The sequence below is a fragment of the Sutterella sp. AM11-39 genome (assembly GCF_003472385.1).
In the GTDB taxonomy this organism is placed as follows: domain Bacteria; phylum Pseudomonadota; class Gammaproteobacteria; order Burkholderiales; family Burkholderiaceae_F; genus Duodenibacillus; species Duodenibacillus intestinigallinarum.
In genome coordinates, this window is sequence record NZ_QRLV01000014.1 from 13,164 (window position 1) to 39,671 (window position 26,508).

Consider the following 26,508-nt stretch of genomic DNA (forward strand, 5'->3'; position numbering starts at 1 on the left):
GACGTTAACGGCCTCGAGTCTTCGAAGAGTTGGTAGCAGGTTTTGCCGTCTTGTCGGCAGGATTGGTTTGCGCGGCGACGTAGGCTTGAGGCGGCAGCTGCACGGCAAACGCGTTCTTGTATCGTGCGTCAATTCGCTCCGGATAGGCCTTCAGCATCGCCACGACCCGATCCATGCTGTCGAGCACCTGTCGCAGTCGATTGATGGGACCGCCCTGCGTCAGTGCACGTCCGAGCTCGATTTCCATCGAGTCGAACTGAGGCGACTCAAGCACCACCGACCAGCTGCCGCGAAACGTCGCCTTGACGGCTTTGACGCGCGCACCGATGCGCTTGACTTCCTCGTTAAAGTGCGGCAGATAGCGCACGGCCTGCTCGACGTACTGCGGGTCGCCAGAAAAGGCGGGAAGCTGCAAAAGCCGTTCGATGGGCTCGTCGTTGCTGATGTATAAAACGCCGTCTTCGCTTACCAGACGCCCGTCCTCCCAGATCGCAACCGACTGATGGCGCTTGACTTCGATGTAAAGCGAATCCGGCCACAGACGCGAGACATAGGCCGACTTGATCCAGGCGATGCCTTCCACCGCCTGTTTGACGGCGCAGATGTCGGCCGTCAGAATATTGCCCGACAGGGCGCCTTCGACCGTCCGGGTCACTTCCTGCAGGCCGCTTGCCTCCACCGGACCTCGAACCTCAATGGTCTTGATGTCCAGAAAAGGAGAACGCACGACGATCCAGGTCAGAAATCCCAGCACCGCAAGCGCCGCAATCAGGCCGCTTCCTCGGACAAGCGATCGGGCAAGCTTCACGCACCGACCTCCTTAACTCAGCGGCGCGCCGCGCCGTCGAGCTCGGCGTGTGCGGCAAGCCACAGGCAAAGCTTCTGATAATCCATGCCCACGGCTCTCGCGGCCATCGGCACGAGGCTGTGCGGCGTCATGCCGGGACTCGAATTGAATTCCAGCAAAATGAAACTGCCGTCTTCGCGCAGCATCGCGTCAATGCGTCCCCAGCCACGGGCTCCGATCGCCGCAAAGGCCGCTTCGCAGGCCGAAAGAACGTTTTGCGTCACGGCCTCATCCAACTGCGCGGGGCACTCGTACTTGACGACGTCGCCGAAATACTTGTTCTGGTAGTCGTAATTGCCTTCGGGCGCCTTGATTTCAATGATCGGAAGGGCCTTGCCGCCCAAAACGGCAATCGTAAGCTCCCGTCCGAACCAGCGCTCTTCAACGAGCACCTTGTCGTCAAAACGCAAAGCCTGCGCGAGCGCCTCACGAATCTCTTCCACGGAAGCGTTCTTGAGTTTGTACACACCCACCGACGAGCCTTCGCCGGAAGGCTTGACCACAACGTCGCCTCCGAGTGTGTCCAAAATTTCCTGCGCCTGATCAGGACTCGTTGCCACAAAACCCTTGGCAACAGGGATGCCCGACTGCGCCCAGACGCGACGCGTCGTGTCCTTATCCATCGTAAGGGCACTGGCGCGTACACCCGCACCCGTGTACGGAATCCGGAGGTACTCCAGCACCCCCTGCACGCAGCCGTCTTCGCCGAAGCGGCCGTGCAGCGAAATCACCGCTCGGTCGTACTGACCGCGCAACGTCATGAGGTCTGTCTCGGCCGGATCAACCTTATGCGCGTCGCATCCGGCGTCCTGCAAAGCCTTCAGAACGCCCGAGCCGCTGGAAAGCGACACCTCGCGCTCGCTGCTAAAGCCTCCCATCAACACCGCGACGCGGCCCAAAGACTTGGGATCAATCGTTGCTGCGAAATCCATTCTTTTTATTCCTTTGCGTTAAATGATCTTGCCGGAGAGTGCCTGCGGCACGCGCGCCACATTGCCCGCCCCCATCGTGAGCACCACGTCGCCCGCCTGCACGATCGAGCGAACAGCCTGCGGCATTTCGGCCGCGCTCTCGCAGAAAACGAGCCCGTCACAGCCGTTGAGTCTGAGCACGCGCGCGAGGTCGCGGCCGCAAGCGCCCGGAATGGGGTCTTCGCCGGCGGGATACACGTCAGCGAGCACCAGACGGTCGACCTGCAAGAGCACCTTGATGAAGTCTTCAAAGCAGTCGCGCGTGCGTGTGTAGCGATGCGGCTGGAAGGCAAGAACCAGGCGCTTCTCGGGCCATGCGCCGCGCGCAGCGGCAATCGTTGCGGCCATTTCGTGCGGATGGTGTCCGTAATCGTCCACGAGCGTAAAGGTTCCTTTTTCGGGGTGATCGGGATCGACGGGCACTTCGCCGTACTGCGCAAAGCGGCGGCCCACGCCCGTGAATTCGGCAAGCGCCCGCACGATGGCTTCGTCGCTTACGCCCACAAGCGTGGCAATGGCCACGGCCGCAAGCGAATTGACCACGTTGTGCATGCCGGGAAGGTTGAGCACCACGGGCAAGGGATCATGACCCTTGCGCAGAATCGTGTAGCGCATGCGCGTGCCTTCGCTTCGCACGTCAATGGCGCGCACCTCGGCTTCCGGATTCAAACCGTAGGCCACCACGCGGCGGCTGATCATCGGCACGATTGAAGCGACGTTCTTGTCATCGGTGCACAGCACCGCCACGCCGTAAAAGGGCAGACGACCGGTGAAGTCGATGAAGGCCTTCTTCAAACGGACGAAATCGTGCCCGTAGGTGTCCATGTGATCCTGGTCAATGTTGGTGACCGCAGCGATCACGGGCGACAGATTGAGAAAACTCGCGTCCGACTCATCGGCCTCGGCAACAATGTATTCGCCCGTACCAAGTTTGGCGTTGGCGCCGGAACTGTTCAAACGCCCGCCGATCACGTAGGTGGGATCAAGCCCTCCTGCTGCGAGCATCGAAGTGGTAAGCGACGTCGTCGTGGTCTTGCCGTGCGTACCGGCAATGGCAATGCCCCGGCGCAGGCGCATGAGTTCGGCAAGCATCACGGCGCGCGGCACCACGGGAATGTTGGCCTTGCGCGCGGCCTGCACTTCGGGGTTGCTTTCGTGCACTGCCGAAGAGACGACAAGGCAGTCGGCCCCGTCGATGTTTTCCTTGCAATGCCCCTGGTAGATCGTGGCGCCCAAATGCTGCAGGCGTTCCGTGACGGGACTTTGCGACAGGTCCGAGCCGCTTACCGTATAACCGAGGTTCAAAAGGACTTCGGCAATGCCGCACATGCCCGTGCCGCCGATGCCTACGAAGTGAATGTGTTTGACGACAAACTTCATTTTTCTTTCTCCAGCCTGCTTATCGGGCCGCTTCCTCGATCATGTCGCACACGGCGTTGACGGCATTGGCGCGCGCAAGGCTTCTGGCGTTGTGCGCCAGCTGCAGGATGCGATCGCGCTTCAAACCCATCAACACGCCAAAGAGATGTTCCTTGGTGAGCTGAGACTGCTCAAGCAGGACGGCCGCGTCGTGGCCTGCCATATAACGGGCGTTTCCGAGCTGATGCTGAGTGGTCTTAACGACGAAGGGCACCAAAACGGAAGCGGCGCCCGCAGCGCAGATTTCGCTCACGGTCATCGCGCCTGAGCGGCAGATCACCACGTCGCTCTCAAGATAGGCCTTATCCATGTCATGGATGAATTCCACCACTTCGGCCTGAATACCCAACTGTTCGTAGCGCGCCTTGACAGCCTCGACGTTGCCCTTGCCCGTCTGATGCAGTACGGTCGGACGCTTGTCTTCGTCAAACATCGCAAGCGCCTCGGGCACCGTTTCGTTCAACACCTTGGCGCCGAGACTGCCGCCGAACACGAGCAACTTCATCGGGCCGGTACGGCCGCTCAAGCGCTCTTCAGGCGCAGGCAGAGCTTCGATTTCCGCGCGCACGGGGTTGCCCGTGATGCGTCCCTTTTCGTTGGAGGCGCTGCGAGCACTGCCAGCAAAGCCGCAGGCAACGAGCTTGGCCTTATCGAGCACAATCTTGGAGCTCATCAAAATGTCGGCGTCGCAGTTCATCAGCACGATCGGTGTCTTGATGCTTTCGGCCCCCTTGCACACGGGAACGGCAATGTAGCCGCCGGTGGTAAAAAGCACGTCGGGGCGCATCTGTGCAAAAAGCTTCTTGGCTGCATGGGTCGACTTCACAAGCTTGATGGCGCCCGAAACCAAGCCCGAGAGACCGCGGCCGCGCATGCCGCGGAAATCCAGCCCGTGAAAAACGATGTCATCGCGCCCGACCAGACCGCCTTCCATACCGGTCTGCGTACCGATCCACTCAATGTCCCAGCCGCGGCGTCGCATCTCTCGAGCCACAGCCAAGCCCGGCATCACATGCCCGCCGGTGCCGGCCGCCGCAATCACCAATTTCTTCCCGCTCATTTTTTCTCGTTCCTACTTAAAAAATTCTGTACCTGAAAGTGTTTTCGCTACACCTTGCCGCCGCGCATGAGAATACGGTTTTCTCGGTCCACACGCAAAAGCAACCCTACGGCGGCCAGCGTAAAGAGCAACGACGAGCCACCGTAGCTCATCAGCGGAAGCGTCAGCCCCTTGGTGGGCAAAAGTCCCGTAGCGACGCCCGCGTTGATCACCACTTGAATGCCGATCCAGATGCCCACACCCTCGGCCACAAGACCGGAAAACACGCGATCGAGCTTGATGGCCTGTCGACCGATGGCAAACGCGCGGCGCACGAAACAGTAATAGCCGATCAAGACGCCCGTGACGCCTACAAAGCCCAGCTCCTCGCCCAACACGGCCAAAATGAAGTCGGTGTGCGCTTCAGGCAGATAATGCAGTTTCTCAACGGAAGCCCCCAGCCCCACCCCGAGCAGTTCTCCGCGGCCGAAAGCAATCAGCGAGTGACTCAGCTGGTATGCCTTATTGAGCGCATAGTCGCTGCTCCAGGGATCGAGATACGCCATCACACGCTGTAGTCGCCACGGCGAGTCGTAAATCATGAGTGTCACCACCGCCACCACGGCGATGGACACCACCACGAAGATGCGCAGATTGAGACCACCCAAAAAGAGCACGCCCATGGCGATTGCCACGGTCACCATGATGGCGCCCAAGTCAGGCTGCAGACTGATGAGGCCGGCCACCATACACATCACGAGCGCCATGGGCCCCAGCCCCTTACTGAACGAGTGCATGTAGTCCTGACGGCGCACGGTAAAGGCGGCGGCCCCGAGCAAAATCGCAAACTTGGCAAACTCGGTGACCTGCAGATTCATGAGCCCCAGATTGATCCAGCGTCTTGAACCGTTGACGGACTTGCCGACACCGGGCACCAGAACTGCAACGAGAAACAGGACGGCTGCCGCCATAAGCCATGGCGCAAGCTTGTACCACACGCGCATCGGAATGCGGCAGACGGCGTAGGCCGCCACGATGCCCAGCGCAATCGAACTCAGATGCCGCAGCAAAAAGTGATACTGCGTTGTGTTGTAGCGGGGGCTGTCGGCCAAGGAAATCGAAGCCGAATAGACCATGAGCGCACCCATGGCAAGCAGCCCAAGCGTGATGAACACCACGGCCGGATCGTATCCGTCGGCGCGCATGTTCGTGGTCCTCCCCCTTAGAACCGGCTCATCGGCCCAGGCGCGATAGACGGGCGCCTGCGGGGTTTCCTTGCGTGAGAAGAGCCCCATCAGTCAAGCTCCCGTTTGCTGCCGGAAACGCGCGCGGCAATTTCTTTTGCCTTAGTCACAAAGCGCGCGCTGCGCTCGGCATAGTTGGCAAACATGTCCCAGCTTGCGCAGGCAGGCGACAGCAGCACGACGCCGCCCTCGGGCGCGTGATCAAAGGCCATCTGAACAGCCGCTTCAAAGTCGGTGCCGGCATTTTCCAGGCAAATTCCGCTTGCGGCGACGCCCTCTTTAATCTTGTCGGCATCGCGCCCGATGAGCACGGCGTAGTCGGCATATTGAGCCAAAGCCTTTGCCAAAGGAGAGAAGTCCTGTCCCTTGCCGTCACCGCCCAAAATGATGCTCACGCGGCGGCCGGACTTGCCCAGACCTTCGAGAGCTGCCTTGACGGCCCCGACGTTGGTGCCTTTGCTGTCGTCGATGAATTCGATGCCGTTTACCGACAACACGGGCTGCACGCGATGCGCTTCGCCTTCATAGGTTTTGAGCACCTGAAGCGCAGCTCCCAGGGGAAGTCCCACGGCCTCGATCAGGGCAAGTGCGGCAAGCGCATTCATCGCGTTGTGGCGCCCCCGGATACGCAATGCCTCAACAGGCATCAAAAGTTCGAGCGACGAGGTTTCGCCAAAAAGCGCCGCTTTCTTTTCACTTTTCCATTGCACGGCGGGGCGCGCCTTTCGGGCAAGCCACTCCACGCCCTCTTCGCTTACGATCCCCCACTGTCCGTCGGCCTCGGGAGCCGAGTCGCCGAAACTCACCGAGTTCTCGGGCATGAAGGCGCGCATGCAAGCCTCATCGTCGCGATTGAGCACGCGCAGCGTGCGATCAGAGAAGATTTTTGTTTTGGCCGCTTCGTAGGCCGCCATCGAGCCGTGCCAGTCCACGTGATCTTCGGTGAGATTCAAAAAGGCGGCGGCCGTGCAATTGAGGCTCGTCGTGGTCTGCAATTGGAAGCTTGAGAGCTCCAGCACCCATACGTCAGGCAGCGTGTTGTCCTGCAGATGGCGGTCAAGTTCCATCAGAGCACTCGGACCGATGTTGCCGGCCACAACAGTCGAGCGACTGGCAGCAGCCATTTTGCTCGTGAGCACTGTGGTGGTGGTCTTGCCGTTGGTGCCGGTGATGCCGATCACGATGGGCTTGTAGGCGCGGTAGCTTTCCAGGCGCTTGAGTTCTCGCGCAAAGAGTTCGATTTCGCCCACGACCTCGGCGCCCTGTTCGCGCGCGGCTGTGACAAGCGGAGCCGCCTTGGAAAACTCAGGCGACAGGCCGGGACTCAACACCAAAAGATCAATGCCGTCGGCAATGAGCGACGCGTCGAAGTCCGAGCGGACGAACCGAGGTTTGGAAGCGTCAGACTCAAAAAGCTTGAGCCCCGAAGGGTTAGATGCGCCGTCAACGATCGTGGTCTGCCAACCGCGGGAATGCAAAAAGCGAGCCGCTGCGGCTCCCGACGTGCCGCATCCGAGCACCAATGCCTTGCGTCCGTTTTCCAAGCGAATATGCGCCACAGCTTCCTCTCTTTAGTGCAAACGCGCCGCTGCCTGTGCCGGCCGACGGCGCGTCCGCTTGTCTTTAATCGGCTGATTGATCAGCGAATTTTAAGGGTAGACAGACCAATGAGCACCAGGACAAACGTGATGATCCAAAAACGAACCACCACCTGCGTTTCTTTCCAGCCCTTGAGTTCGAAATGATGGTGAATCGGCGCCATCAGGAAGACGCGCTTGCCGTGCGTCAGACGGAAGTACGTCGTCTGAATCATCACCGAAAGCGTTTCGACCACAAAGATGCCGCCCATGATGGCAAGCACGATTTCCTGGCGCGTGATCACAGCGATGGTCCCCAGAGCGCCGCCCAGCGCCAAAGCGCCCACGTCGCCCATGAAGACCTGCGCGGGATAGCAGTTAAACCACAAAAATGCCAAACCGGCACCCGCAAGCGCCGCGCAGACGACCACGAGCTCGCCCGCACCGCGGATATATTCGAAGTAGAGGTAATCGGCATAGTCGGGGCGGCCCACCACATAGGCAAAGATGCCCAAGGCGGAACCCACCATCACGCAGGGCAGAATCGCCAGACCGTCCAGACCGTCGGTGAGATTGACGGCGTTGGACGTACCGACAATCACGATATAGGTAAAGATCACAAAACCGAAGACGCCAAAGGGGAAGGCGATCTGCTTGAAAAACGGCACCGTCAGCCACAGTTTGCCCGGAGAACTGAACGTAAAGCCGCTCTTGATCCAGGCCCAGATGGCCGACCAGACGCCCGCTTCTTCCGGCATCGACAGAGTAAAGGCGAGATAGACGGCGGCAATCAGGCCGATCACGCTCTGCCAAGCAAACTTCTCGCGGGCACTCATGCCTTCGGGATTGTGGTGCACGACCTTGCGATAGTCGTCGGTCCACCCGATTGCGCCGTAACCCAGCGTCACGAAGAGCACCACCCACACGAAGCGGTTGGAGAGATCCATCCACAAAAGCGTCGAAATGCCGATCGCAACCAGAATCAACGCGCCGCCCATCGTGGGCGTGCCGTCTTTGACAAGATGGCTTTTGGGGCCGTAGCCGCGCACCGCCTGACCGATCTTCATGGCGCGCAGGCGCGCAATCACGGCCGGTCCCGCAGCAAATCCGATCGCCATGGCGGTCAGCGCCGCCAGCACCGCCCTTAAACTCAGATAGTTAAAGACGGAGAAAAACCGAATGTCTTCGGAAAGCCACTGAAAAATATACAAAAGCATCGGGACCAACCAGTGCGGACGTTTCCTTGTCGCCCGCTTTGCCTGAAAAAAGATCGAATTGTACGCCGTCTGCGTTGACGGTCTTTGTGTTTACTGCGCCGTGCCGGGATCCTTCAAAAGGCTTTCCACGACCCGATCAAGCCGCTGGGAGTGACTCGCTTTCACCAGAACGCTCGCGGGCGTGCGAACGGCTTCGCGCACGGCCCGAAGCAGCATGTCGGTGGCATCATAATGGCGTCCAGCTGCACCGAAGGCCTGTACCGCGTGAACCATGTCGGGCCCCGTTGCCAAAAATCGGTCAATGCCCTTTTGTTTGGCATAGCGTCCGATTTCGGCATGAAACTCGACGTGTTGTTCGCCTGTTTCAGCCATGTCGCCGGCAACGAGCACGCGCGGCGCGGGTTGTGCGGCAAGCACGTCAATGGCTGCACGCATACTGTCGGGATTGGCGTTGTAGGAGTCGTCAATCAGAAGAGCCCCGCCGGCGAGCTGATGACGTCGTCCGCGTCCCGGCAGCGCTTCGAATCGCGCAAGACCGCGCGAGACGGCTTCCGGCGTCACCCCCGCGGCAAGCGCCGCTGCGGCCGCAGCAGCTGCATCGTGTTCGGCGTGTTTGCCGCTGATGGCTAGCGTTGTTTCGATTCGAGTGTTTTTGCACTGAATGATGAGCTTGTCGCCTTCTCGGCGCGTCGTCAGATCGGCCGTGGGGCTTGCGCCTTCGCAGTAGCGCGTCACCTGGCAGCCGCGGGCGCGGGCGTAATCAAGCCACAGCGGCAGGCAGGCGTCCTTTTGCGGCAGCACCGCCTTGCCTTTGGCCGACAAGGCGACAATTGCAAAGGCGTTTTCGCGCGCGGAAGCCTCCACGCCGTCCAAAAATTCCTGGTGTTCGCGCTGTGCGTTGGTGATCACCGTCACGGTCGGACGAATCCAGCTCACGAGCTTGGCCATTTCGCCGGGATGACTGATGCCGGCTTCGATGACCGCCACCTTGGTTTCACGATCGAAGCGAAGCAGCATCATCGGCACGCCGATGTGGTTGTTGTAGTTCTTCTCGGTGGCAACGACGCGCGACTCGCCCACAAAAGAGCGCAGGATCGTGGCGATCATCTGCGTGGTGGTGGTTTTCCCGTTGCTGCCTGCCACACAAATTACCGGCACCGCAAACTGACTGCGCCAGGCGCGGGCGAGAGCCCCGAGCGCCTCTTGCGTATCGCGCACGATGATCTGCGGGCAGCTTGCACCCGTATCACGCTCAACCACCACGACGCTTGCGCCGTCTCGGGCCGCCTGCGCCGCGTAGTCGTGTCCGTCGAAGCGCTCACCCTTGAGCGCCACAAAGACGCTTCCCTGCCGCACCTGTCGGGAATCGGTGCACACCGGGCCCAAATCGGCTCCGGTGGTGTTGCCGAGCGTGCGCACTATGACCGTCGCGAGCGCATGCTCGAGCGTGCTCATCGTCCAAGTGTTCTTTCCAACCATCTTCGTCTTCAGTTCTTCTGTGCCAGACGCGCGTGCCGCTCGTTAAAGGCTTCGCGCGCCGTTTCCAAATCGTCGAAAGGATGCCGCACGCCGGCGACTTCTTGATAATCCTCGTGTCCCTTACCGGCAATCAGGACGACGTCCCGGGATTGCGCCTGGCAAATGCTCTGCACAATAGCCGTGCGGCGATCAAGTTCCATACGCACGGTGTGCTTGCGATCCGCCGGCACCCCGGCTTCGATCGCCCGCGCAATGGCGGCGGGATCTTCCGTTCGGGGGTTGTCGCTCGTGATGACGCAAGCGTCGGCGAGTTTTGAAGCCGTCTCGCCCATGATGGGGCGTTTGCCCGCGTCGCGATCACCTCCGGCGCCAAAGACGCAGATCAATTTGCCGCCGCGGCTTTCAGCCGTCTCGCGCAACGCGCAAAGAACCTTTTCGAGCGCATCGGGCGTGTGGGCGTAGTCCACAACGGCAAGCGGCGCCTGCGGCCGTGTGACGCTCTGCAGTCTTCCGACAGGCGCGTGCAGCGTTTCGAGCGCGCGACAGATCGCTTCCACGTCAAAGCCGAGGCTCAGCGCGGCCCCCGCTGCGCTCAAGAAATTGCTCACGTTAAAGCGACCGAACACCTTGGTGGCAACTTCATGGCACTTCCCTTGCCAGCACAGCGTAAAGCGCATGCCACTTTCGTCGTGCGTGATGCGTGCAGCGGTAAGCATTTCGCATCCGTCCACAACGCAATCTTCGTAGAGGCTCGTTGCGATCGTGCGCACGCCGCGCTCAAGCGTCCGGACGATGAAACGGCGACCGGCCGCATCGTCGGCGTTGATCACCGCGGTTTTCAGTCCCGGCCAGTCGAAGAGCACCGCTTTGGCCGCTTCATAGGCCTGCGTAGTCTTGTGGTAGTCCAGATGGTCGCGCGTCAGATTGGTAAAAACGGCCGTTTCAATGGCCGTGCCGTCAAGGCGATGACGCACGAGACCGATGGAACTTGCTTCGAGCGCAAAAGCTTTTGCTTGAGCGCTCTTGAGCTTTTTAAAGGTCAGTTGGAGTGTTGCCGCATCGGGCGTCGTAAGCCCTGCTTCCTCGATCTGTTTGCCGTCGAGAAATGTGCCGACCGTACCGATCGCCGCCGTGCTCATGCCCAGACGCGAAAGGAGCGCCGCCACCCAGTGGCTCGTGCTCGTCTTGCCGTTGGTGCCCGTGATCGCGATGCCGTGCATGGTCTTTGAGGGCTCACCGTAGTAAAGCGACGCAATAGGCCCGAGCTTTGCATGCAGATCGGGCACTTCGGCGTAGGGAAGCCCCGCGCACTTTTGCTGAACATCATCACGCTTTTCACACACGATACAGCTTGCGCGGCGGGCGGCCGCCACCGGAGCAAAACTCAAGCCGTCGGCCTTGGCGCCCCTGATTGCCACAAACACGTCGCCCGGCTCAAGTTTTCTCGAGTCCAGACAAAGGCGAGCCTCATCGCCCGCTGTGTAGTGAAGCCACTGCGCGCAAGAAGGCGCCGATACACACTCAGTCATTTCTCTGGCCTCTTACCAAAATGCCGGGAGCGGCACCGAAACCTGCCGCATCGGGATGCACGCCGATCAAGCGAAGGGCGCCCGCCGTGACTTCGTTAAAGACGGGCGCGGCAACAGCGCCGCCGTAGTAACTGCCGCGCGTGGGTTCGTCAATCATCACCGCTACGATCAGACGCGGCTGTCCGGCGGGAGCCATGCCCACGAAACTGGCCACATACTTGTCGACGTACTGACCGTTTTCAATCTTGTTGGCCGTACCGGTTTTACCCGCCACCGTATAACCCTGCACGTTGACGCGGCGGGCGGTGCCGGCCTGCACGGTTTCGGCCATCATGGCGCGCATCTGGCGAGCAACTTCCGGTCGGAAGATCTGCTTGCCCACCGCTTCCTTGCTCGTGCGGCGGAAGGTCAAATCGATGACGTCGCCATTGCGGGCAAGCGCCGTGTAGGCGCGTACAAGCTGCATGAGCGAAACGGAAATGCCGTGACCGTAGCTGATGGTAGCCTGCTCAATCGGGCGCCAGCTTTTGGCGGGTCGCAGCCGACCGCCCGTGGCGCCGGGAAAGCCCGTTTGCGGAGGCGTACCGAACCCCAGGTCGTTGTACATCTGCCAGAGCGTCTGCGGCTGCATTTCCAGCGCGATCTTGGAAGTGCCGATGTTGGACGACTTGGAGACGACCTGGCTTACCGTGATCATGCCGAAATCGTGCGTGTCGCCGATCGTTCTGTCGCCAATCGTGAGTTTTCCGGGAGCCGTTTGCACCAACGTGTCCGGACGCACGATACCGAGATCCAGCGCCTTGGCAATCGCAAAGGGCTTCATGGTGGAACCGGGCTCGAACGTATCGGTGAGCACGCGGTTGCGGATGTTTTCCATGCGCACGAAACGGCGGGAGTTGGGGTCGTACGTCGGCCAGTTGCTCATTGCAAGAATTTCGCCGGTACGCACGTCCACCACAACAACGGCGCCGGCCTTGGCCTGATGGCGTTCGACGGCGTTCTGAAGCGCCTTATGCGCGATGAACTGCAGACGCGAATCGATCGAGAGCACCACGTCGGTACCGACTTCACCCTCCTTCACCCAAACGTCTTCAACAATACGGCCGAGTCGGTCGCGAATGACGCGACGAGAGCCCTGCTTGCCGGAAAGGATTTCGTTGTTGGCAAGCTCCACCCCCTCTCGGCCGTTGTTGTCCGAGTCGGTAAAGCCCACGACATGCGCCGAAATCGGACCGTCGGGGTAATTGCGGCGCACTTCGTTGTTGACGTGAATGCCGGGCAATTGCAACGCACGTACCGCCTCACCCTTCTCGACTTCAATCTGACGGTCAATGTAAACAAAGCTCTTGTTCTTGCGGGCTTGCAAACGCTCGCGAATGGCGGCGCCGGACTCATCCAGAAGAGCTCCCAGCTGGTCGAACTGAGCGTCCGTCAGCCTCAGCGCTTCTCCGGGCTCGGCCCAGACGCTGCGCGCCGGAATGGTGGAAGCCAGAACCACGCCGTTACGATCGAAAATCTGACCTCGCTGTGCGGGCACGGGAAGCGTGCGGGCATAGCGTGCCTCACCCTGCTTTTGCAGAAAGTCCGTCGAGATGCCGCACTGCAGCCAAAAGGCTTTGCCCAGCACTGCCACCAAGCCGACAAAAAAGAGGCAGAAAACAACCTTGCTGCGCGTGGCGGAAATTTCAGCGCTCAACAACGCCTCTTCGCCGCTGTCGGTGCGGCGCTTCTTGGGCGACGTATCTTCGCGCCAGAAAGCGAGAACGGCCGAACGAATGCGCTCAAAGAATGCAGAAGGCGTCATTTGCGCACCTCCATGTGTTCCTTGAGCAGCACCTGCGGCTCGACTTCAAACAAGACCGTGTTGGTGACGTCAGCGGCAATAAAGCCCATTTCACCGGCGCGACGCGAGACGGCTGCGGGCAGCGCGGCCTTCGAAAGGTCAAGCGCCAATTGGCTTGAGTCATCGGCCAGTTTTCTGGCCATATCGTTGGCGCGCTCGATTTCCACGAAAAGCAAACGCACCCGGTACTGCGTCGTCACCAAAGCACCCGCGCTCAGAATCAAAACGATCGCCGAAACGAGCGCCACCACAAAAAGGAAACGCTCCGAAATAAACGCCAAGGTGTGCGAGCGAGTCATCGGCGCCCTCCCTTGCGTTTGTCGGCGTCCGCTGCGGGCTCGCTCCAGAGGGCCTCAGTGCGCTGCGCCGTACGCAAAACAGCGCTGCGGGCGCGCGGATTGACTTCGCACTCTTCGACTGAGGGCTTGATGCGGCGCAAATCGGTCCAAAGCGCCGGCGCAAAGGCGTCCGCCGGCAAAGCGATACGGGAGTCGACGGCCTTGTCCGGGTGCGCACCGGCATCCAAGAATCGCTTGACGATGCGGTCTTCAAGCGAATGAAAACTGATGACCGCCAGGACGCCATCGGGCGCCAGCAGGCTGCCGGCAGCTGACAACGCACGCTTGAGTTCGTCAAGTTCGCCGTTGACCTGGATGCGGATCGCCTGAAAACTGCGTGTGGCAGGATGCTGCGCCGAATCGTTCTTGTTTTTCGGAACCGTGCGGGCTATCAGCTCGGCCAATTGCGCCGTGCGCTCGATCGGAGTTTCTTCACGCGTACGGCAAATGGCGCGCGCGATTTTTGCGGCAAAGCGCTCTTCGCCGTAGTCGCGCAAGACGCGAGCGATATCTGGCTCAGACGCCTGCGCAAGCCACCGCGCGGCCGTCAATCCGCAGGTCGTATCCATGCGCATATCGAGCGGCCCGTCCATGCGAAATGAAAAACCGCGGTCAGCTTCGTCGATTTGGGGACTCGAGACGCCAATGTCCATGAGAATGCCTTTGACTTGCGTGACGCCAAGTTCCGCAAGTTTTTCCTTCATTTCGGAAAAAGGCGCGTGCACGATCGAAAAACGGGGATCGTCGATCGCAGCGGCCGCCCGGATCGCTTCCGGGTCGCGGTCAAAGGCAATGAGGCGCGCATCCGGGGCGATGCGCGAGAGAACGGCGCGGCTGTGCCCGCCGCGGCCAAAGGTGGCGTCAATGAAAATGCCGTTGTGCGCGCGGCTGACTTCGTCGGCCGCTTCAGTCAGGAGTACGGTACGGTGAAGCGCTTGAGAATCGGTCATTTCGATCATGTTTGCCTACCCTCAAGCGTTAAAACTGAAAGTCGCCGGCGGCGGCTTCAAAACCGGCTGCCGCAGCCTCTTCTTCGAGCTTGGCAAGACGCTTGGCGTCCCAGAGCTCGAAGTGTTCGCCCATGCCGACAAGGGCCACTTCTTTTTCGAGACCTGCGAGAGTACGCAGGTCGGCAGGAATCAGCACGCGGCCTGCCTTGTCAACCGTGAGATCAACGGCGCTGCCGAGCACGATGCGCTGCAAAAAGCGTGCGCTGTAGGGAAGCGCGGCAATGGCTTCACGCTTCTTTTCCCAGCGGTTGCGGGGATAAATCAACAGGCACCCGTCGGGGTGGCGCGTGACGGTCACTTCAAGCGCGCACGACAACGCCAAAGCCTCGCGGTGACGACTCGGCATCGTCATGCGACCCTTGGCATCGAGCGACAATAATGAAGTCCCCTGAAACACGGCACAAACCTGTACAAAAACGCACGAAAATCGTGCGTGACGAAGCCGCTTCGGGCAAAACTTCAAGAGAATCAAGCACTTGAAGAACCCCGCGGCCGATAGCGAGAAAAATCCCCACTTTTTCCCACTCTTTTACACCAACACTCTACCACAACGGCGCCGTTTTCGAGGTTTCTTCGTCGCTCAAAATCTCGTCAAAGCCTTGTTTTCGCTTTTGTTTTTCACCTTTGAAAGTCCGCGCACATCAGAAAAGATCGGCCGCGCGCACGTTTTTCAAATACCGCCGGACGGACGGGGTCTCCGGGTATATGGCGTTCACTTCCTCCCAAAAGGCTTTGGAGTGATCAAAATGCCGCAGGTGAACAAGCTCGTGCACGATGATGTAGTCAAAAACAGCGGGCGGCAGACAGATCAAGCGCCAGGAAAGTCGAACCGATCCGTTTCGCGAGCAACTCCCCCAAAGCGTCTTAGCGTTGCTCGCCGACACCTTCTTGGGCTGCAGGCCGGTTTTGTTCACCCAGAAGGAAACGCGCTCGGCCATGCGCTCCGCAAAGCGCTCCTTGAGCCACTTCTGCACAATGGCTGAAACGTCCTCGCGTCTTGCAGTTGCTGCAAGCTTGACGCAAAGTTCCTTGGCATCTTCAGAAATTCGCGTGCGGTCAATGTTGGGATCACATCGCAAGGTGAGCACGTTTCCTTCATAGGCAACGCGCCCTCCGTCGCAAAGCAGCGCGCTCATGGGGTTTGCCTTGCGACGGTTTTCGAGCATGATTTTTTGCAGATGCATCCAGGTCGCGACTTTCTCGAGATTGGCTTCGATAAAGCGAGTAAGTTCACTCTGGCCTACGCGCGTCGGACAAGAAACGCGCACGCGGCCCTCACGCACCGATACGCGCAGGTACTTGAAGCGCCCGCGCACCACATTGTCCCAACAGCTGCGGCGCGCAAGTTCCAGCAATTCTGCGCGGCGCTCAAGTCGGTCGGACGGCAGCATTTCGATTACTTGCCGGATTCAGACTCAAAGCGCTCAATTTCGGCTTCAATCCAGTTGCGCACTTCTTCGTTGAGTTCGTGCGCGGTCTTGCCTTCAGTCGCGATGACGGGACCGACGCTCACGGTAATCAGTCCCGGATGTTTGGCCACACTGTTACGCGGCCAGCAGCGGCCGGAATTGAGCGCAATGGGAACCACGGAGGCGCCCACTGAAATGGCAAAGCGCGCGCCGCCCGTTTTGTAGACCGTGTTTTTGTCGCCGGGCTTGGTGCGAGTGCCCTCAGGAAAAAGAAGCACCCACCAGCCGCGTTTGACGAAAGCGCGGCCGCGCTCCAAAAAGAGCTGATAAGCACTGCGACCTTCCTTGCGGTCAATGGCGATCATGCGCATGCTCTTTAAGGCCCAGCCGAAAAACGGAATCATGTGCAGGCTCTTTTTGTACACAAAGCCCGCCGGATTGCCGAGGATCAACGGTAAAAAGAGCGTTTCCCAGGCCGACTGGTGTTTGCTCAGAACCACCACGGGCACTTCTGACGACTTGGGAAGGTTTTCCAAACCGATGACACGGTATTGAACACCACAGATCGCACGCAGCGAATTGACCATCAGGCGGCACCACACCAAGGCCACTTTGTTGTAGCGAAATTCTGCGCTCGCAAAGGGCCACAGCAGCAACACGGTCGTGGCCGCCGGAATCAGCGTGATGGAAAACCAAAGATAAAAAATCCAGCCGCGAAGCGTATGCATAGCGTTTATTTCCGTTTTCTTCGTTTTTTGCTTCAAATGAGTGGTGACGTTACCGGGCGCCTTGATGACAAAACCGGCAGCACCTTCCGCAAAGAAGGCTCTCTGCCGGTTTTGTTCGCTCTAGGACTCAGAGCCTCGTCAGATGGCCAGACGCGAGAGTTCGGCCACTCGGTTCATGAGCGAATAGAGGCGCTTTAGGAGTGCCAAGCGGTTGAGACGCAGCTTTTCGTCTTCGCTGTTGACCATCACGTCGGCAAAGAAGGCGTCGACGGGGTCCTTCAACGGCGTGAGCGTTGCGAGCATGCCTTCGTATTCGCCCTTCTCGTAGAAGAGCTTGGCGATGGGTTCATGATCGCCCAAAACATCGTGCAGACGCTTTTCAGCCTCTTCAACCAACAGTTCCTTATCCACCTCACCGGTTTGGACATCGGCCGACTTCTTGAGGATGTTGGCGATGCGCTTGTTGGCGGCGGCAAGACTTGCGGATTCCGGAAGCTGCATGAACTTGTGCACGGCGGCAAGCTTCTTGGGCGTCTGAGCCAGATCGGTGTCGTGCTTGGCAAGCACCGCATCGACTTCCTGAGCCGTATAGCCGGCTTCGCGCATCATCACGCGCAAGCGATCAAAGAAGAAGTGCGTCAGAGCTTCGGAAGCGTCCGTCACACCCTCGACCTTCGTTTCTACCGCAAAAGCGATCGCCACAAGTTCGTCGAGCTTCACCGTGAGGTTCTTTTCGATCAGCATGCGCAACACGCCCAAAGCGTGACGGCGCAGCGCGAACGGATCCTTGTCGCCGGTGGGCATCTGACCGATGCCGAACATGCCGGCCAGGGTTTCAAGCTTGTCGGCAATGGCCAGTGCCGTGGCCACGGGGCCATCGGGGAGCACGTCGCCCGCAAAGCGCGGCAGATAGTGCTGAGAAACAGCCTGCGCCACTTCTTCGGCTTCGCCGTCGTGACGGGCATAGTATTCGCCCATGATGCCCTGCAGTTCGGGGAATTCGCCCACCATCAGAGTGCGAAGGTCAGCCTTGGCAAGTTCTGCGGCGCGTTCGGCCTTGACGGGGTCAGCACCGATCTTTTCGGCCACGGCGCGCGCAATGGCCTTGACGCGCAGCATGCGTTCGCCCTGGCTGCCGAGCTTGTTGTGGTACACGACGTGAGACAAACCGGGAACGCGGCTTTCGAGCGTCGTCTGGCAGTCCTGCTTATAGAAGAATTCAGCATCAGCCAAACGAGCGCGCACCACGCGAGCGTTGCCGGCGACGATTTCCTTGCCGCCGTCGGTCGCATGAATGTGCGAAACCAGACAGAAGCGGTTCATGAGCTTGCCCTGAGCGTCACGCATCGGGAAGTACTTCTGATTGGTCTGCATCGTCAGAATCAAGCATTCTTCCGGAACAGCCAGGAATTTTTCTTCGAATTCGGAAACGTAAACCACCGGCCATTCGGTGAGCGAATTGGCCTCATCAATCAGATCTTCGGGCGCGATGAGCGTGCCGCCGGCTTTTTCTGCGGCTTCGTGCAGCAGTTTGACGAGCATTTCGCGGCGTGCGGCATAGTCGGCCATCACGTGGCCCTTTTCGCGCATCGTCTCTTCGTAGGTGTCGGCCGAAGCGATGTCGATTTCGCCCGCGCTTTCAAAGCGATGACCCATCGTGGTGCGACCGGCCTTAAGACCGAACATTTCAACGTCGACGATATCTTCGCCATAGAGCGCCACCAGATGCTTGACGGGGCGCACGAACTGCACCGTCGTCACACCATCGGCGAGCTGATAGTTCATCACCTTCGGGATCGGCAAAGCCTTGACGGCGTCTTCAAGGGCCTTCTGCAAGGCGTCCTTGACGGCCACACCGGCACGAATGCCCGTGTATACCAGCTGTTCGTTCTTGCCGTCGTTGACGCGCTTGAGTTCAGAGACGTCCGCCGTGATGCCCAAGGCGGCCATCTTCTTTGTCAGAGCGGCCGTGGGCTTGCCTTCGGCGTCCAGACCCACGCGCACCGGCACGAGACGCTGTTCAAATTCCTTGTCCGGGCTCTTTTCGAGCACTTCGGTAATCAAAACGCCCATGCGACGGGGCGCGCCGTAGGCCTTGACCGTACTTGCTTCAGTGAGCATCGACTGCGCGGCAAGCGACTTGTGTACGCCGGCAGCAAAGGCTTCGGACAACTTTTTGAGAGCCTTCGGCGGGAGCTCTTCGGTCTGCAGTTCAACAAATAAGCTCTTCATTTTTTATCTTCTCTCGCGACAAACTATTAAAGGACTTATGCCTTGAGCATCGGGAAGCCCAGGCGTTCGCGCGAGTCGTAGTAGCTCTGCGCCACGGCGCGACTGAAGTTACGAATACGGGCAATGTAGGCGGCGCGTTCGGTCACCGAAATGGCACCGCGTGCGTCCAGAAGGTTAAACGTGTGACCGGCCTTGAGAACCATTTCGTAGGCTGGAAGCGCCAGCTCAAGCTCCATCAGGCGCTTGGCTTCGCTCTCGAAGTAGTCGAACTGCTTAAAGAGCTTTTCGGGATCGCTCGCTTCGAAGTTGTACTTACTCTGTTCCACTTCGTTCTGGTGGAAAACGTCGCCGTAGGTGAGCGTGTGTTCCTGACCGAGACCGTCCTTCCACTTGGTATAGACCAGGTCGAACACGTTGTCGCAGTTTTGCAGGTACATCGTGAGGCGTTCCAGACCATAGGTGATTTCGCCTGTAATCGGCTTGCATTCCAGGCCGCCCACCTGCTGGAAGTACGTGAACTGCGTGACTTCCATGCCGTTCATCCAGATTTCCCAGCCCAGCCCCCAGGCGCCGAGCGTCGGGTTTTCCCAGTTGTCTTCCACGAAGCGAATGTCGTTGACGGAAGTGTCGATACCCAACGCGCGAAGGCTTCCCAAATACAGGTCAACAATGTTGACGGGAGAGGGCTTAAGCACAACCTGATACTGATGGTGCTGATGCAGGCGGTTGGGGTTTTCGCCGTAGCGGGCGTCCTTCGGGCGACGGGACGGCTGCACATAGGCGGCGCGCCACGGTTCGGGACCGAGGGCACGTAGGAACGTGGCCGTGTGCGAGGTACCAGCCCCGACTTCGATGTCAATCGGCTGCAACAGGGCACAGCCTTGTTTGTTCCAATACTCCTGCAGACGCAGGATCACTTCCTGAAAGGTAATCATGGTTCTAAAAAGTTGAAGCGCCCGGTCTCGACATGAGAGCGCGAAGACGCGTCTGGACAAAAGAATTAGGTGATTTTAGTCGATTGGGGGAAAGGATGCTGAGCAACCATCCATCGCGGAGTCCTGGTAGAAACCTGGTTTCAAGGCAATCAGACTAGCTTTGCGTTACTACATCGAAAGTGTTTGACAACCATTGATGTTGCCAGTCTTCCTTGCAATCAGCCCTTCCCTCAATCCCTGAACTGTCAGTGAGCACGGGCTCTGTCCGAATAAGGATCAGGGAACCCCAGCGTCTTCATAATCTCTCGTTCTCGGGCTTCCATAGCTTCGGCTTCTTCATCCGTCTCGTGATCCCAGCCTTGTGCGTGCAAGGTTGAATGCACGAGAAGATGAGCGAGGTGAGATCGGAATGATTTGTTCTGTTCCTTTGCTTCGCGCTCCAAGACCGGCGTACAGATCACGATGTCGGCTTCAGCTGTCGGTTCGTGTTGGTAGTCGAAGGTGAGAACATTCGTTGCGTAGTCTTTGCCACGATAGGCTTTGTTGAGTTCAAGCCCCTCTTCCTGTCCTACGAAGCGCACACAGAACTGGGCCGAGACAGAAAGCGCCGCTTGAACCCACTGCGTCATGTCAGCTCTTGTAGGAAGGCGTTTTGACGTATCGTCCGTTCGCTCGAATTCGATTTCACATGTTTTGTTTATTTTTTTCATCTTTATCAAAAGATTAAAGCAATATCACACTTCGTCTCTTCATATTAGAAAAAACCATCGTCTAACTACAGAATAGACTTTCACTTAACAAATTATTTAATAATTTACATCATTTTAAATGAACATTTTTTGATATAATTCAATAAAATAGCCATGCATTAATTTGATAGAGCCCTTTGTCTCTTTTAGCCAACCAAGCAATCATCAAGAACAGCCCTAAAACAATAGCAACATTGCATGTTACTATTTTAAAGGGACAACCACCGCTGGATCTGGTTCGCTATTAATCCTTTCTATACGATTTTTCAATCCAAAATCTGATTGATCTGAAACTCCATCAAACAGATCATATTTTTCCAGCTGACCTTCCGCCTCTATACCCAACCACGAAGCAATTCCTGCTGTGAAATTTAACCCAGACTTCTCGCTTTCAATAAATAAACGCCCCTCCCCCTGCGAGTCAATTTTCACAAGCGGTACATCATAGTGAAACTTGCTAATAGCATTATTGTGCAGCTTTAACCTTCCTCCCGACTCGCTATGCATTTGACCATGATCGCTAACATAAATTATGGAAAACTCGCGTCCAGTACTAACCTTGTGCCTGCTCAGCACATCATAGACTTTTGAAATGAAGAGATCCGCCTTCTTTATTGAACTTATATAACATGCAACATACTCAAAATAATAATCTCTAGACTTGAATGAATTTTTTAAATCTAACACTCTTCGACACGCATCAGGATGTGAACCAATGGTGTGAAGAACAAACAGTCTCTTCCCTTTAACATTATTATTTAACTTCTCTTGGAAAACAGGCAACAAAGATAAATCGCTAATATTTTTCGATGCATTTTTTTTGCTTGCAAAGGAAGATTTTTTCTTGAGCCCTATTTGCAATTGCTGTTACAGGAGTATCGAAAACACCAATATATCCTTGATTGGACAACCAATATGTTTTAATCCCTGCAGAATTTGCCAAATCAATTAAATTCCTATCGTATCTAGGCTTCCAGGCTATTTTCTCGCCATCTGTTAGCATGTTAGTCAAGGAACCTACCGTATATACGCCTCCAGAAGTAAAACCATCGACCACACTAATTCCCGAAACCTTATCTAAAAAAGGGGTATTCGCAATAGGATATCCATAAAGATGGAAATAATCCTTTCTTGCACTTTCCCCCAAAATTATTACATAATCCTTTTCACCTTCGTCAAGAACGACATTAGTCCACGACGATGAGTTCACGTACTTTTTCAACTCATCCAAATTGTTATTAGTTTCTTTATATACGGAGAAAAAATTATAAAAAAAATCTGTCGGCTTAACACAAACCGTTAAAACCCCTACTGAAATAAAAACTAAAGCTTTTTTATTCCATGGCCTTATCACGATCTTCTTAGAGACGAAATAAGACAGCAATGCTAAAGCCGGAACCAAGACCGACTTCAAATAGACTTTTATTGGAACCTGTAGCAGAAACTCTGAGGCCTCATCCACATTTGTAGCTATGATAGATATCAGTACTTGATAATCTATATTTCCATAAACATAAGATACAGGTGAAAATAGGCAGATTAACACCGAAAGAGGAAAAACAACGCACCAAAAAGTAATTTTTTCTGGAATAAAAAAACAAAGGAAAATAAAAACAGGTACTATATTGAAAAACTTATGAGGCGAGTTTAACCCCATGAGCCCAAATTTTGCCAAAAGGAACACTGTAATTAGGTACCCCCCCCCCGATTACAATACGAGGCAACCACTCACTAATATTTTTATTCATTTCATTTACGACAATAATTTTCAATAAATTATGTTACAGCGCCCCTGCTGTAGAAATAAAAAACAAGATTTCCCGTTTATCCACTAGCTTTAACCATGCAAGCGCCCCCAAAAAAAGGTCTCTTGGCGAAATTGGAACTGTTTTAGTTCTATTTCTTTTTTCACAAACCAGCCATCAATTAATTCTGATTGCCGCAGTTCATTAAGTTCTTGGAACATCTTTCATCCGTTACATCTCATTGAGACATCGCCCTTCTTTCTGTACAAAGGATCGCATTCAGAATGCGCCAGAACAGCAAGGGCAACCAGACCTCACTAGGTCATACCCTCCCGGGTAGGGAGACGCTTTGAAGTGTCGTCAGTTCGCTCGAACTCGATTTCAAGCGTCATTTTCTTCAATGCCATATTTCTCATCCTTCGAAAGACGAGCTGCTTCTCGACGTTCCTGAGCGGCACCTTCCGCTGCTTTTTCAGCTTTCTCGTACGCCCTCACAATCGCACCAACCAGCGGATGACGAACAACGTCTTCCGTTGTGAAGCGCACGATGGAAATGCCTCGCACGTCTTCAAGCACATTGCAGGCGTGTGCGAGACCACTTTTTACTCCTTTAGGCAAGTCCACCTGTGTCGCATCCCCCGTGATCACAGCACGCGTTCCGAAGCCGATGCGCGTGAGGAACATCTTCATCTGCTCGGGCGTTGTGTTTTGGGCTTCATCCAAAATCACAAAAGCATTGTTGAGCGTACGCCCGCGCATGAAGGCAAGCGGCGCAATCTCAATGATCTGTTTTTCAATCAGCCGTTGCGTCTTTTCAAACCCGAAGAGATCAAATAGTGCGTCATAAAGCGGGCGCAAATACGGATCCACTTTCTGCACCAGATCGCCGGGTAAGAAACCAAGGCGCTCTCCTGCTTCAATAGCAGGACGTGTGAGGATGATGCGCTCGACCGCGTCACGCTCGTAGGCGTCCACTGCAGCTGCGACAGCCAGATATGTTTTCCCGGTGCCAGCAGGTCCGACCCCGAAGACCACATCGGTCTGCATGATGGCCCGCAAGTACTTTTTCTGGTTGGGAGTGCGCGGCTGGAGACCTGCTCGACGAGTTTTGAGCATGAACGCTTCATCGTCATCAATGCTGGAACCAGTCTGTTCGCTGAGTACAGCCATCTGAACGTCGTTTACGGAAATCTCTTCACCCGCATGAACACGGGCTGCGCAGGCCTGCAAAACGGCAAAAGCTTTTGGCGCCTCCGCTCCGGCAATGCGGAAGTTATTTCCTCGGCGAGAGATCTTGGCATCGAACGCCGTTTCGATCTGGCGAAGATTTTCGTCAAGAGGTCCGACGAGCATGGCAAGCTCGCCAGCCGTTGCCTCAAAGATATAGACAAAATCCTTCAAATCTTTTTTCATGTTTCCTTTTGTTTTTAGGCCAACTCGCCGCCCAACGTATGAGGATAGACCTCAGTGATACGGATATTTGCCATCTGACCGATAAGCGACTCGTCACCCTTGAAGTTCACCACACGATTGTTGTCAGTACGAGCCGACAAGAGTCCTTCACCTTTCTTGGCCTTGCCGAACACCAGGCAACGTTCAACTCGGCCGATCATGGATTGCGAGATTTCAGTCGCCTTCGCATCAATCACGGACTGGAGATGTTGCAGATGCTTGAGCTTAACGTCTTGCGGTGTGTCATCTTTATAAGATGCAGCAGGCGTACCAGGACGTGCGGAATAGACAAATGAGAAGCTTGCGTCAAAGCCGACTTCACTAATCAATCGCATCGTCTCGTTAAAGTCTTCCTCCGTTTCACCCGGGAAGCCCACGATGAAGTCCGTTGCGATACTGATGTCCGGTCGTACGGCACGCAATTTTGCTATTCGTCCGAGGTACCACTCATGCGTATACCCGCGCTTCATGGCGCTCAGAATTCGGTCGGAACCGCTTTGCACTGGCAAATGCACATGGTTAGCCAGCTTAGGCAACCTTCCGTAAGCTTCGATCAAGCGATCCGAGAATTCCTTGGGATGACTTGTGGTGTAACGAATGCGCTCAATACCGGGAATTTCGCTCACGTACTCCAGAAGTGCCGCGAAATCCACGGAATTACCGTCCGCACCACGTCCGCAATAGGCATTGACGTTTTGCCCCAGAAGCGTAATTTCTTTGACGCCCTGGCTAGCCAAATGCGCACACTCCACCAACACGTCCATTAAGGGACGGCTGATTTCTTCGCCGCGAGTATAGGGCACCACGCAGTAAGAGCAATACTTGCTGCAGCCTTCCATCACAGAGACAAAGGCTGTTGCTCCGTTTGCTGTCGGAGCCGGCAAGCAATCGAATTTTTCGATTTCAGGGAATTCGATATCTACTTGGGGTTTGCCCGTGCGTTCTCGTTCAGAAAGAAGTTCAGGTAGACGATGCAATGTCTGGGGACCAAAGACCACGTCAACCCAAGGCGAACGTGAAAGGATACGTTTGCCTTCTTGGCTGGCGACACAACCACCCACGGCAATACGCATGGACGGTTTTTCTTTTTTGAGTTCTCTCAGTCTGCCCAGATCCGAGAAGGTCTTTTCCTGAACTTTTTCTCGGATAGAACAGGTCACAACAACCAACAGGTCTGCGTCTTCAGGTTGAGCGGTACGCTCATACCCATGTTCTCGCATCAGATCAATGATGCGAGCGGAGTCATAGTCGTTCATTTGGCAGCCAAAGCTGCGAAGATAGATTTTTTTTGCGTTCACGGTTTATGTCCGGTGGCTAAAGGATTATTGGATATTGAGTTAACACTCAACAATATTTACCGCCAAGCCTCCACGGCTTGTTTCACGGTATTTTGATTGCATGTCTTTGCCTGTTTCAAACATGGTCTGCATGACTGCATCGAGACTTACAAAATGACTACCGTCCCCAGCAAGAGCTAAACGAGCGGCATTAACAGCCTTGACTGCTGCTACGGCATTGCGTTCGATACAGGGAATTTGCACTTGGCCTGCTACGGGGTCACACGTAAGACCCAGACAATGTTCCATGCCAATTTCTGCGGCATTTTCCACTTGTCTCGGATTAGCACCCAATACTGCGGCTAACGCTCCGGCAGCCATTGAGCAGGCAACACCTACTTCACCTTGGCAACCCACTTCGGCACCTGAAATAGAGGCGTTGCTCTTGTAAAGAAGGCCAATGGCGCCAGCAGTGAGCAAAAACTCACGAATGCCTTCAGGATTAGCTCCGGGGATAAACGTGCGGTAATAGCGAAGCACTGCTGGAATCACACCCGCAGCACCGTTGGTGGGACTCGTTACCACGCGTCCTCCGCAAGCGTTTTCTTCTCCGACAGCAAAAGCCCAAGCGTTGATCCAATCCAGAACACTCAAGGGATCGGAAGCTGAGTTGACGTTTTTCAACCGTTGTGCCAGATGCTTGGCACGACGCTTGACAGCAAATGGTCCGGGCATCGGGCCTTCTGTTTCCAAGCCTCGGTTGATGCAATCGTTCATCGCATCCCAAACGGCATCAAGCTCCTTGTCAATTTCTTCGTCGGTATGATGCACGCGTTCGTTAACACGTGCAATCTGGGCAAACGACAGATTGTTTCTTATGGCCAGTTCAAGAAGTTCCGTACCGTTGCGATATACGTAAGGTAACGGCTGAGTTTTGCTCTTGGCAACTGCTACAGGTTCATTGGGTACGTCCGGATCGCGTTCGCTTCCGGCCACAATAAAACCGCCGCCCACGGAGTAGTAACGGCGACACAGCAGGCAATTGCCTTGTTCGTCCAGTGCCGCCAAATCCATCGCGTTAGTATGAAATGCACAAACCTTGTCAGCCGAGAAAATCATGTCTCGGTCAGAATCAAAAGCAATGCTCTTGGTTCCTGCAAGATTAAGCACATGATCTTCTTCAGCCTCACGAGGAATCTCAACGGATTCTTTGCCGGTGACAGTAGCCGGAGCCTTACCTGCCCACCCGAGGATCACAGCCTTGTCAGTAGCGTGACCTCGGCCTGTCGCCCCCAGACTTCCCATCAATTCGCAAACCACGCGCTGTGTTTGTGTCAAAAGTTCCCTTTTCTGGAGCTCCTGCACAAACAAGAGCGCGGCACGCATCGGTCCGACGGTATGACTCGAGCTCGGACCAACTCCGAGCTTGAACATTTCAAAAACGCTGGCAGCCATATTGCTCATCTCG

24 protein-coding genes are annotated in these 26,508 nt (G+C 56.4%); all 24 read right to left on the reverse strand.

The genetic code is table 11. The features are described from left to right. Positions 1 to 4: 4 nt before the first annotated feature. The 24 genes from DW133_RS09125 to DW133_RS09235 all read right to left on the reverse strand — a co-directional run bounded on the left by DW133_RS09125 (position 5) and on the right by DW133_RS09235 (position 26,495). The gene (locus tag DW133_RS09125; RefSeq protein WP_118276351.1) at positions 5 to 808 is read right to left on the reverse strand and encodes a cell division protein FtsQ/DivIB; all 804 of its coding nucleotides are present in this window, start codon (positions 806 to 808) and stop codon (positions 5 to 7) included. Between the two features lie 17 nt (positions 809 to 825). Next, complete coding sequence (locus DW133_RS09130; protein WP_118276352.1) at positions 826 to 1,779, reverse strand: D-alanine--D-alanine ligase; 954 nt, start codon at positions 1,777 to 1,779, stop codon at positions 826 to 828. A gap of 18 nt (positions 1,780 to 1,797) precedes the next feature. Then, on the reverse strand, positions 1,798 to 3,198 hold the full coding sequence (murC, locus tag DW133_RS09135) for a UDP-N-acetylmuramate--L-alanine ligase (protein ID WP_118276353.1): 1,401 nt from the start codon (positions 3,196 to 3,198) through the stop codon (positions 1,798 to 1,800). A 19-nt stretch (positions 3,199 to 3,217) separates the two neighbouring features. After that, positions 3,218 to 4,297, reverse strand: coding sequence for an undecaprenyldiphospho-muramoylpentapeptide beta-N-acetylglucosaminyltransferase (gene murG, locus DW133_RS09140; protein WP_118276354.1), 1,080 nt, complete (start codon positions 4,295 to 4,297; stop codon positions 3,218 to 3,220). A 47-nt stretch (positions 4,298 to 4,344) separates the two neighbouring features. After that, positions 4,345 to 5,571, reverse strand: a complete 1,227-nt coding sequence (ftsW, locus tag DW133_RS09145; protein WP_233542167.1) for a putative lipid II flippase FtsW — start codon at positions 5,569 to 5,571, stop codon at positions 4,345 to 4,347. Then, positions 5,571 to 7,079, reverse strand: a complete 1,509-nt coding sequence (gene murD / locus DW133_RS09150) for a UDP-N-acetylmuramoyl-L-alanine--D-glutamate ligase (protein ID WP_233542168.1) — start codon at positions 7,077 to 7,079, stop codon at positions 5,571 to 5,573. Before murD ends, ftsW begins: the two co-directional genes overlap by 1 nt. Before the next feature lie 80 nt (positions 7,080 to 7,159). Then, complete coding sequence (mraY, locus tag DW133_RS09155) at positions 7,160 to 8,314, reverse strand: phospho-N-acetylmuramoyl-pentapeptide-transferase (RefSeq protein WP_118276356.1); 1,155 nt, start codon at positions 8,312 to 8,314, stop codon at positions 7,160 to 7,162. A gap of 90 nt (positions 8,315 to 8,404) precedes the next feature. Beyond that, complete coding sequence (gene murF, locus DW133_RS09160; protein ID WP_118276357.1) at positions 8,405 to 9,793, reverse strand: UDP-N-acetylmuramoyl-tripeptide--D-alanyl-D-alanine ligase; 1,389 nt, start codon at positions 9,791 to 9,793, stop codon at positions 8,405 to 8,407. Positions 9,794 to 9,801: 8 nt separating this feature from the next. Continuing rightward, complete coding sequence (locus DW133_RS09165; RefSeq protein WP_118276358.1) at positions 9,802 to 11,322, reverse strand: UDP-N-acetylmuramoyl-L-alanyl-D-glutamate--2,6-diaminopimelate ligase; 1,521 nt, start codon at positions 11,320 to 11,322, stop codon at positions 9,802 to 9,804. Further along, the gene (locus tag DW133_RS09170; protein ID WP_118276359.1) at positions 11,315 to 13,126 is read right to left on the reverse strand and encodes a penicillin-binding protein 2; all 1,812 of its coding nucleotides are present in this window, start codon (positions 13,124 to 13,126) and stop codon (positions 11,315 to 11,317) included. The genes DW133_RS09165 and DW133_RS09170 overlap by 8 nt, the downstream gene beginning before the upstream one ends. After that, positions 13,123 to 13,464, reverse strand: a complete 342-nt coding sequence (locus DW133_RS09175; protein ID WP_118276360.1) for a cell division protein FtsL — start codon at positions 13,462 to 13,464, stop codon at positions 13,123 to 13,125. Before DW133_RS09175 ends, DW133_RS09170 begins: the two co-directional genes overlap by 4 nt. Beyond that, a complete protein-coding gene (gene rsmH, locus DW133_RS09180; RefSeq protein WP_369907958.1) occupies positions 13,461 to 14,462 on the reverse strand; it encodes a 16S rRNA (cytosine(1402)-N(4))-methyltransferase RsmH in 1,002 nt (333 codons plus the stop codon). The genes DW133_RS09175 and rsmH overlap by 4 nt, the downstream gene beginning before the upstream one ends. Positions 14,463 to 14,481: 19 nt before the next feature. Next, on the reverse strand, positions 14,482 to 14,910 hold the full coding sequence (gene mraZ / locus DW133_RS09185) for a division/cell wall cluster transcriptional repressor MraZ (RefSeq protein WP_118276377.1): 429 nt from the start codon (positions 14,908 to 14,910) through the stop codon (positions 14,482 to 14,484). Between the two features lie 244 nt (positions 14,911 to 15,154). Continuing rightward, positions 15,155 to 15,904 (reverse strand): M48 family metallopeptidase, encoded by a 750-nt coding sequence (locus DW133_RS09190; RefSeq protein ID WP_118276361.1) that lies wholly within the window; start codon positions 15,902 to 15,904, stop codon positions 15,155 to 15,157. 5 nt (positions 15,905 to 15,909) lie between these two features. Then, positions 15,910 to 16,650 carry a 1-acyl-sn-glycerol-3-phosphate acyltransferase gene (locus DW133_RS09195; RefSeq protein ID WP_233542169.1) on the reverse strand — a complete coding sequence of 247 codons (741 nt, stop codon included), beginning with the start codon at positions 16,648 to 16,650 and terminating at the stop codon, positions 15,910 to 15,912. A gap of 138 nt (positions 16,651 to 16,788) precedes the next feature. After that, positions 16,789 to 18,882: a glycine--tRNA ligase subunit beta gene (gene glyS / locus DW133_RS09200; RefSeq protein WP_118276362.1), complete on the reverse strand. Its 2,094-nt coding sequence runs from the start codon at positions 18,880 to 18,882 to the stop codon at positions 16,789 to 16,791. Between the two features lie 35 nt (positions 18,883 to 18,917). Beyond that, positions 18,918 to 19,817, reverse strand: a complete 900-nt coding sequence (gene glyQ, locus DW133_RS09205; RefSeq protein WP_118276363.1) for a glycine--tRNA ligase subunit alpha — start codon at positions 19,815 to 19,817, stop codon at positions 18,918 to 18,920. A 245-nt stretch (positions 19,818 to 20,062) separates the two neighbouring features. After that, positions 20,063 to 20,527: an rRNA maturation RNase YbeY gene (gene ybeY, locus DW133_RS09210; protein WP_118276364.1), complete on the reverse strand. Its 465-nt coding sequence runs from the start codon at positions 20,525 to 20,527 to the stop codon at positions 20,063 to 20,065. Positions 20,528 to 20,770: 243 nt separating this feature from the next. Beyond that, positions 20,771 to 21,427, reverse strand: coding sequence for a sulfatase-like hydrolase/transferase (locus DW133_RS10255; RefSeq protein WP_118276365.1), 657 nt, complete (start codon positions 21,425 to 21,427; stop codon positions 20,771 to 20,773). After that, on the reverse strand, positions 21,363 to 22,223 hold the full coding sequence (locus DW133_RS10260) for a sulfatase-like hydrolase/transferase (protein WP_118276366.1): 861 nt from the start codon (positions 22,221 to 22,223) through the stop codon (positions 21,363 to 21,365). Before DW133_RS10260 ends, DW133_RS10255 begins: the two co-directional genes overlap by 65 nt. A gap of 180 nt (positions 22,224 to 22,403) precedes the next feature. After that, positions 22,404 to 22,532 carry a hypothetical protein gene (locus DW133_RS10265; protein ID WP_255415083.1) on the reverse strand — a complete coding sequence of 43 codons (129 nt, stop codon included), beginning with the start codon at positions 22,530 to 22,532 and terminating at the stop codon, positions 22,404 to 22,406. A gap of 160 nt (positions 22,533 to 22,692) precedes the next feature. Then, positions 22,693 to 23,724, reverse strand: a complete 1,032-nt coding sequence (locus DW133_RS09225; RefSeq protein WP_118276367.1) for a PhoH family protein — start codon at positions 23,722 to 23,724, stop codon at positions 22,693 to 22,695. 14 nt (positions 23,725 to 23,738) lie between these two features. Continuing rightward, on the reverse strand, positions 23,739 to 25,061 hold the full coding sequence (gene miaB, locus DW133_RS09230) for a tRNA (N6-isopentenyl adenosine(37)-C2)-methylthiotransferase MiaB (RefSeq protein WP_118276368.1): 1,323 nt from the start codon (positions 25,059 to 25,061) through the stop codon (positions 23,739 to 23,741). Positions 25,062 to 25,100: 39 nt separating this feature from the next. Continuing rightward, positions 25,101 to 26,495: an L-serine ammonia-lyase gene (locus DW133_RS09235; protein WP_118276379.1), complete on the reverse strand. Its 1,395-nt coding sequence runs from the start codon at positions 26,493 to 26,495 to the stop codon at positions 25,101 to 25,103. Between the last annotated feature and the right edge of the window lie 13 nt (positions 26,496 to 26,508).

Excerpts from the sequence above, each read along its gene's own strand:
- DW133_RS09170 (WP_118276359.1), bottom strand. The coding sequence starts at position 13,126 with ATGACGCCTTCTGCATTCTTTGAGCGCATTCGTTCGGCCGTTCTCGCT.
- mraY (WP_118276356.1), bottom strand. The coding sequence starts at position 8,314 with ATGCTTTTGTATATTTTTCAGTGGCTTTCCGAAGACATTCGGTTTTTC.
- murC (WP_118276353.1), bottom strand. The coding sequence starts at position 3,198 with ATGAAGTTTGTCGTCAAACACATTCACTTCGTAGGCATCGGCGGCACG.
- murG (WP_118276354.1), bottom strand. The coding sequence starts at position 4,297 with ATGAGCGGGAAGAAATTGGTGATTGCGGCGGCCGGCACCGGCGGGCAT.
- DW133_RS09165 (WP_118276358.1), bottom strand. The coding sequence starts at position 11,322 with ATGACTGAGTGTGTATCGGCGCCTTCTTGCGCGCAGTGGCTTCACTAC.
- DW133_RS09175 (WP_118276360.1), bottom strand. The coding sequence starts at position 13,464 with ATGACTCGCTCGCACACCTTGGCGTTTATTTCGGAGCGTTTCCTTTTT.
- ybeY (WP_118276364.1), bottom strand. The coding sequence starts at position 20,527 with ATGAAAAAAATAAACAAAACATGTGAAATCGAATTCGAGCGAACGGAC.
- ftsW (WP_233542167.1), bottom strand. The coding sequence starts at position 5,571 with ATGGGGCTCTTCTCACGCAAGGAAACCCCGCAGGCGCCCGTCTATCGC.
- DW133_RS09195 (WP_233542169.1), bottom strand. The coding sequence starts at position 16,650 with ATGCATACGCTTCGCGGCTGGATTTTTTATCTTTGGTTTTCCATCACG.
- murF (WP_118276357.1), bottom strand. The coding sequence starts at position 9,793 with ATGGTTGGAAAGAACACTTGGACGATGAGCACGCTCGAGCATGCGCTC.
- rsmH (WP_369907958.1), bottom strand. The coding sequence starts at position 14,462 with ATGATCGAAATGACCGATTCTCAAGCGCTTCACCGTACCGTACTCCTG.
- DW133_RS09190 (WP_118276361.1), bottom strand. The coding sequence starts at position 15,904 with ATGCTGCCGTCCGACCGACTTGAGCGCCGCGCAGAATTGCTGGAACTT.
- glyS (WP_118276362.1), bottom strand. The coding sequence starts at position 18,882 with ATGAAGAGCTTATTTGTTGAACTGCAGACCGAAGAGCTCCCGCCGAAG.
- DW133_RS09130 (WP_118276352.1), bottom strand. The coding sequence starts at position 1,779 with ATGGATTTCGCAGCAACGATTGATCCCAAGTCTTTGGGCCGCGTCGCG.
- DW133_RS09235 (WP_118276379.1), bottom strand. The coding sequence starts at position 26,495 with ATGGCTGCCAGCGTTTTTGAAATGTTCAAGCTCGGAGTTGGTCCGAGC.
- DW133_RS09225 (WP_118276367.1), bottom strand. The coding sequence starts at position 23,724 with ATGAAAAAAGATTTGAAGGATTTTGTCTATATCTTTGAGGCAACGGCT.
- DW133_RS10265 (WP_255415083.1), bottom strand. The coding sequence starts at position 22,532 with ATGTTCCAAGAACTTAATGAACTGCGGCAATCAGAATTAATTGATGGC.
- DW133_RS10260 (WP_118276366.1), bottom strand. The coding sequence starts at position 22,223 with ATGGGGTTAAACTCGCCTCATAAGTTTTTCAATATAGTACCTGTTTTT.
- glyQ (WP_118276363.1), bottom strand. The coding sequence starts at position 19,817 with ATGATTACCTTTCAGGAAGTGATCCTGCGTCTGCAGGAGTATTGGAAC.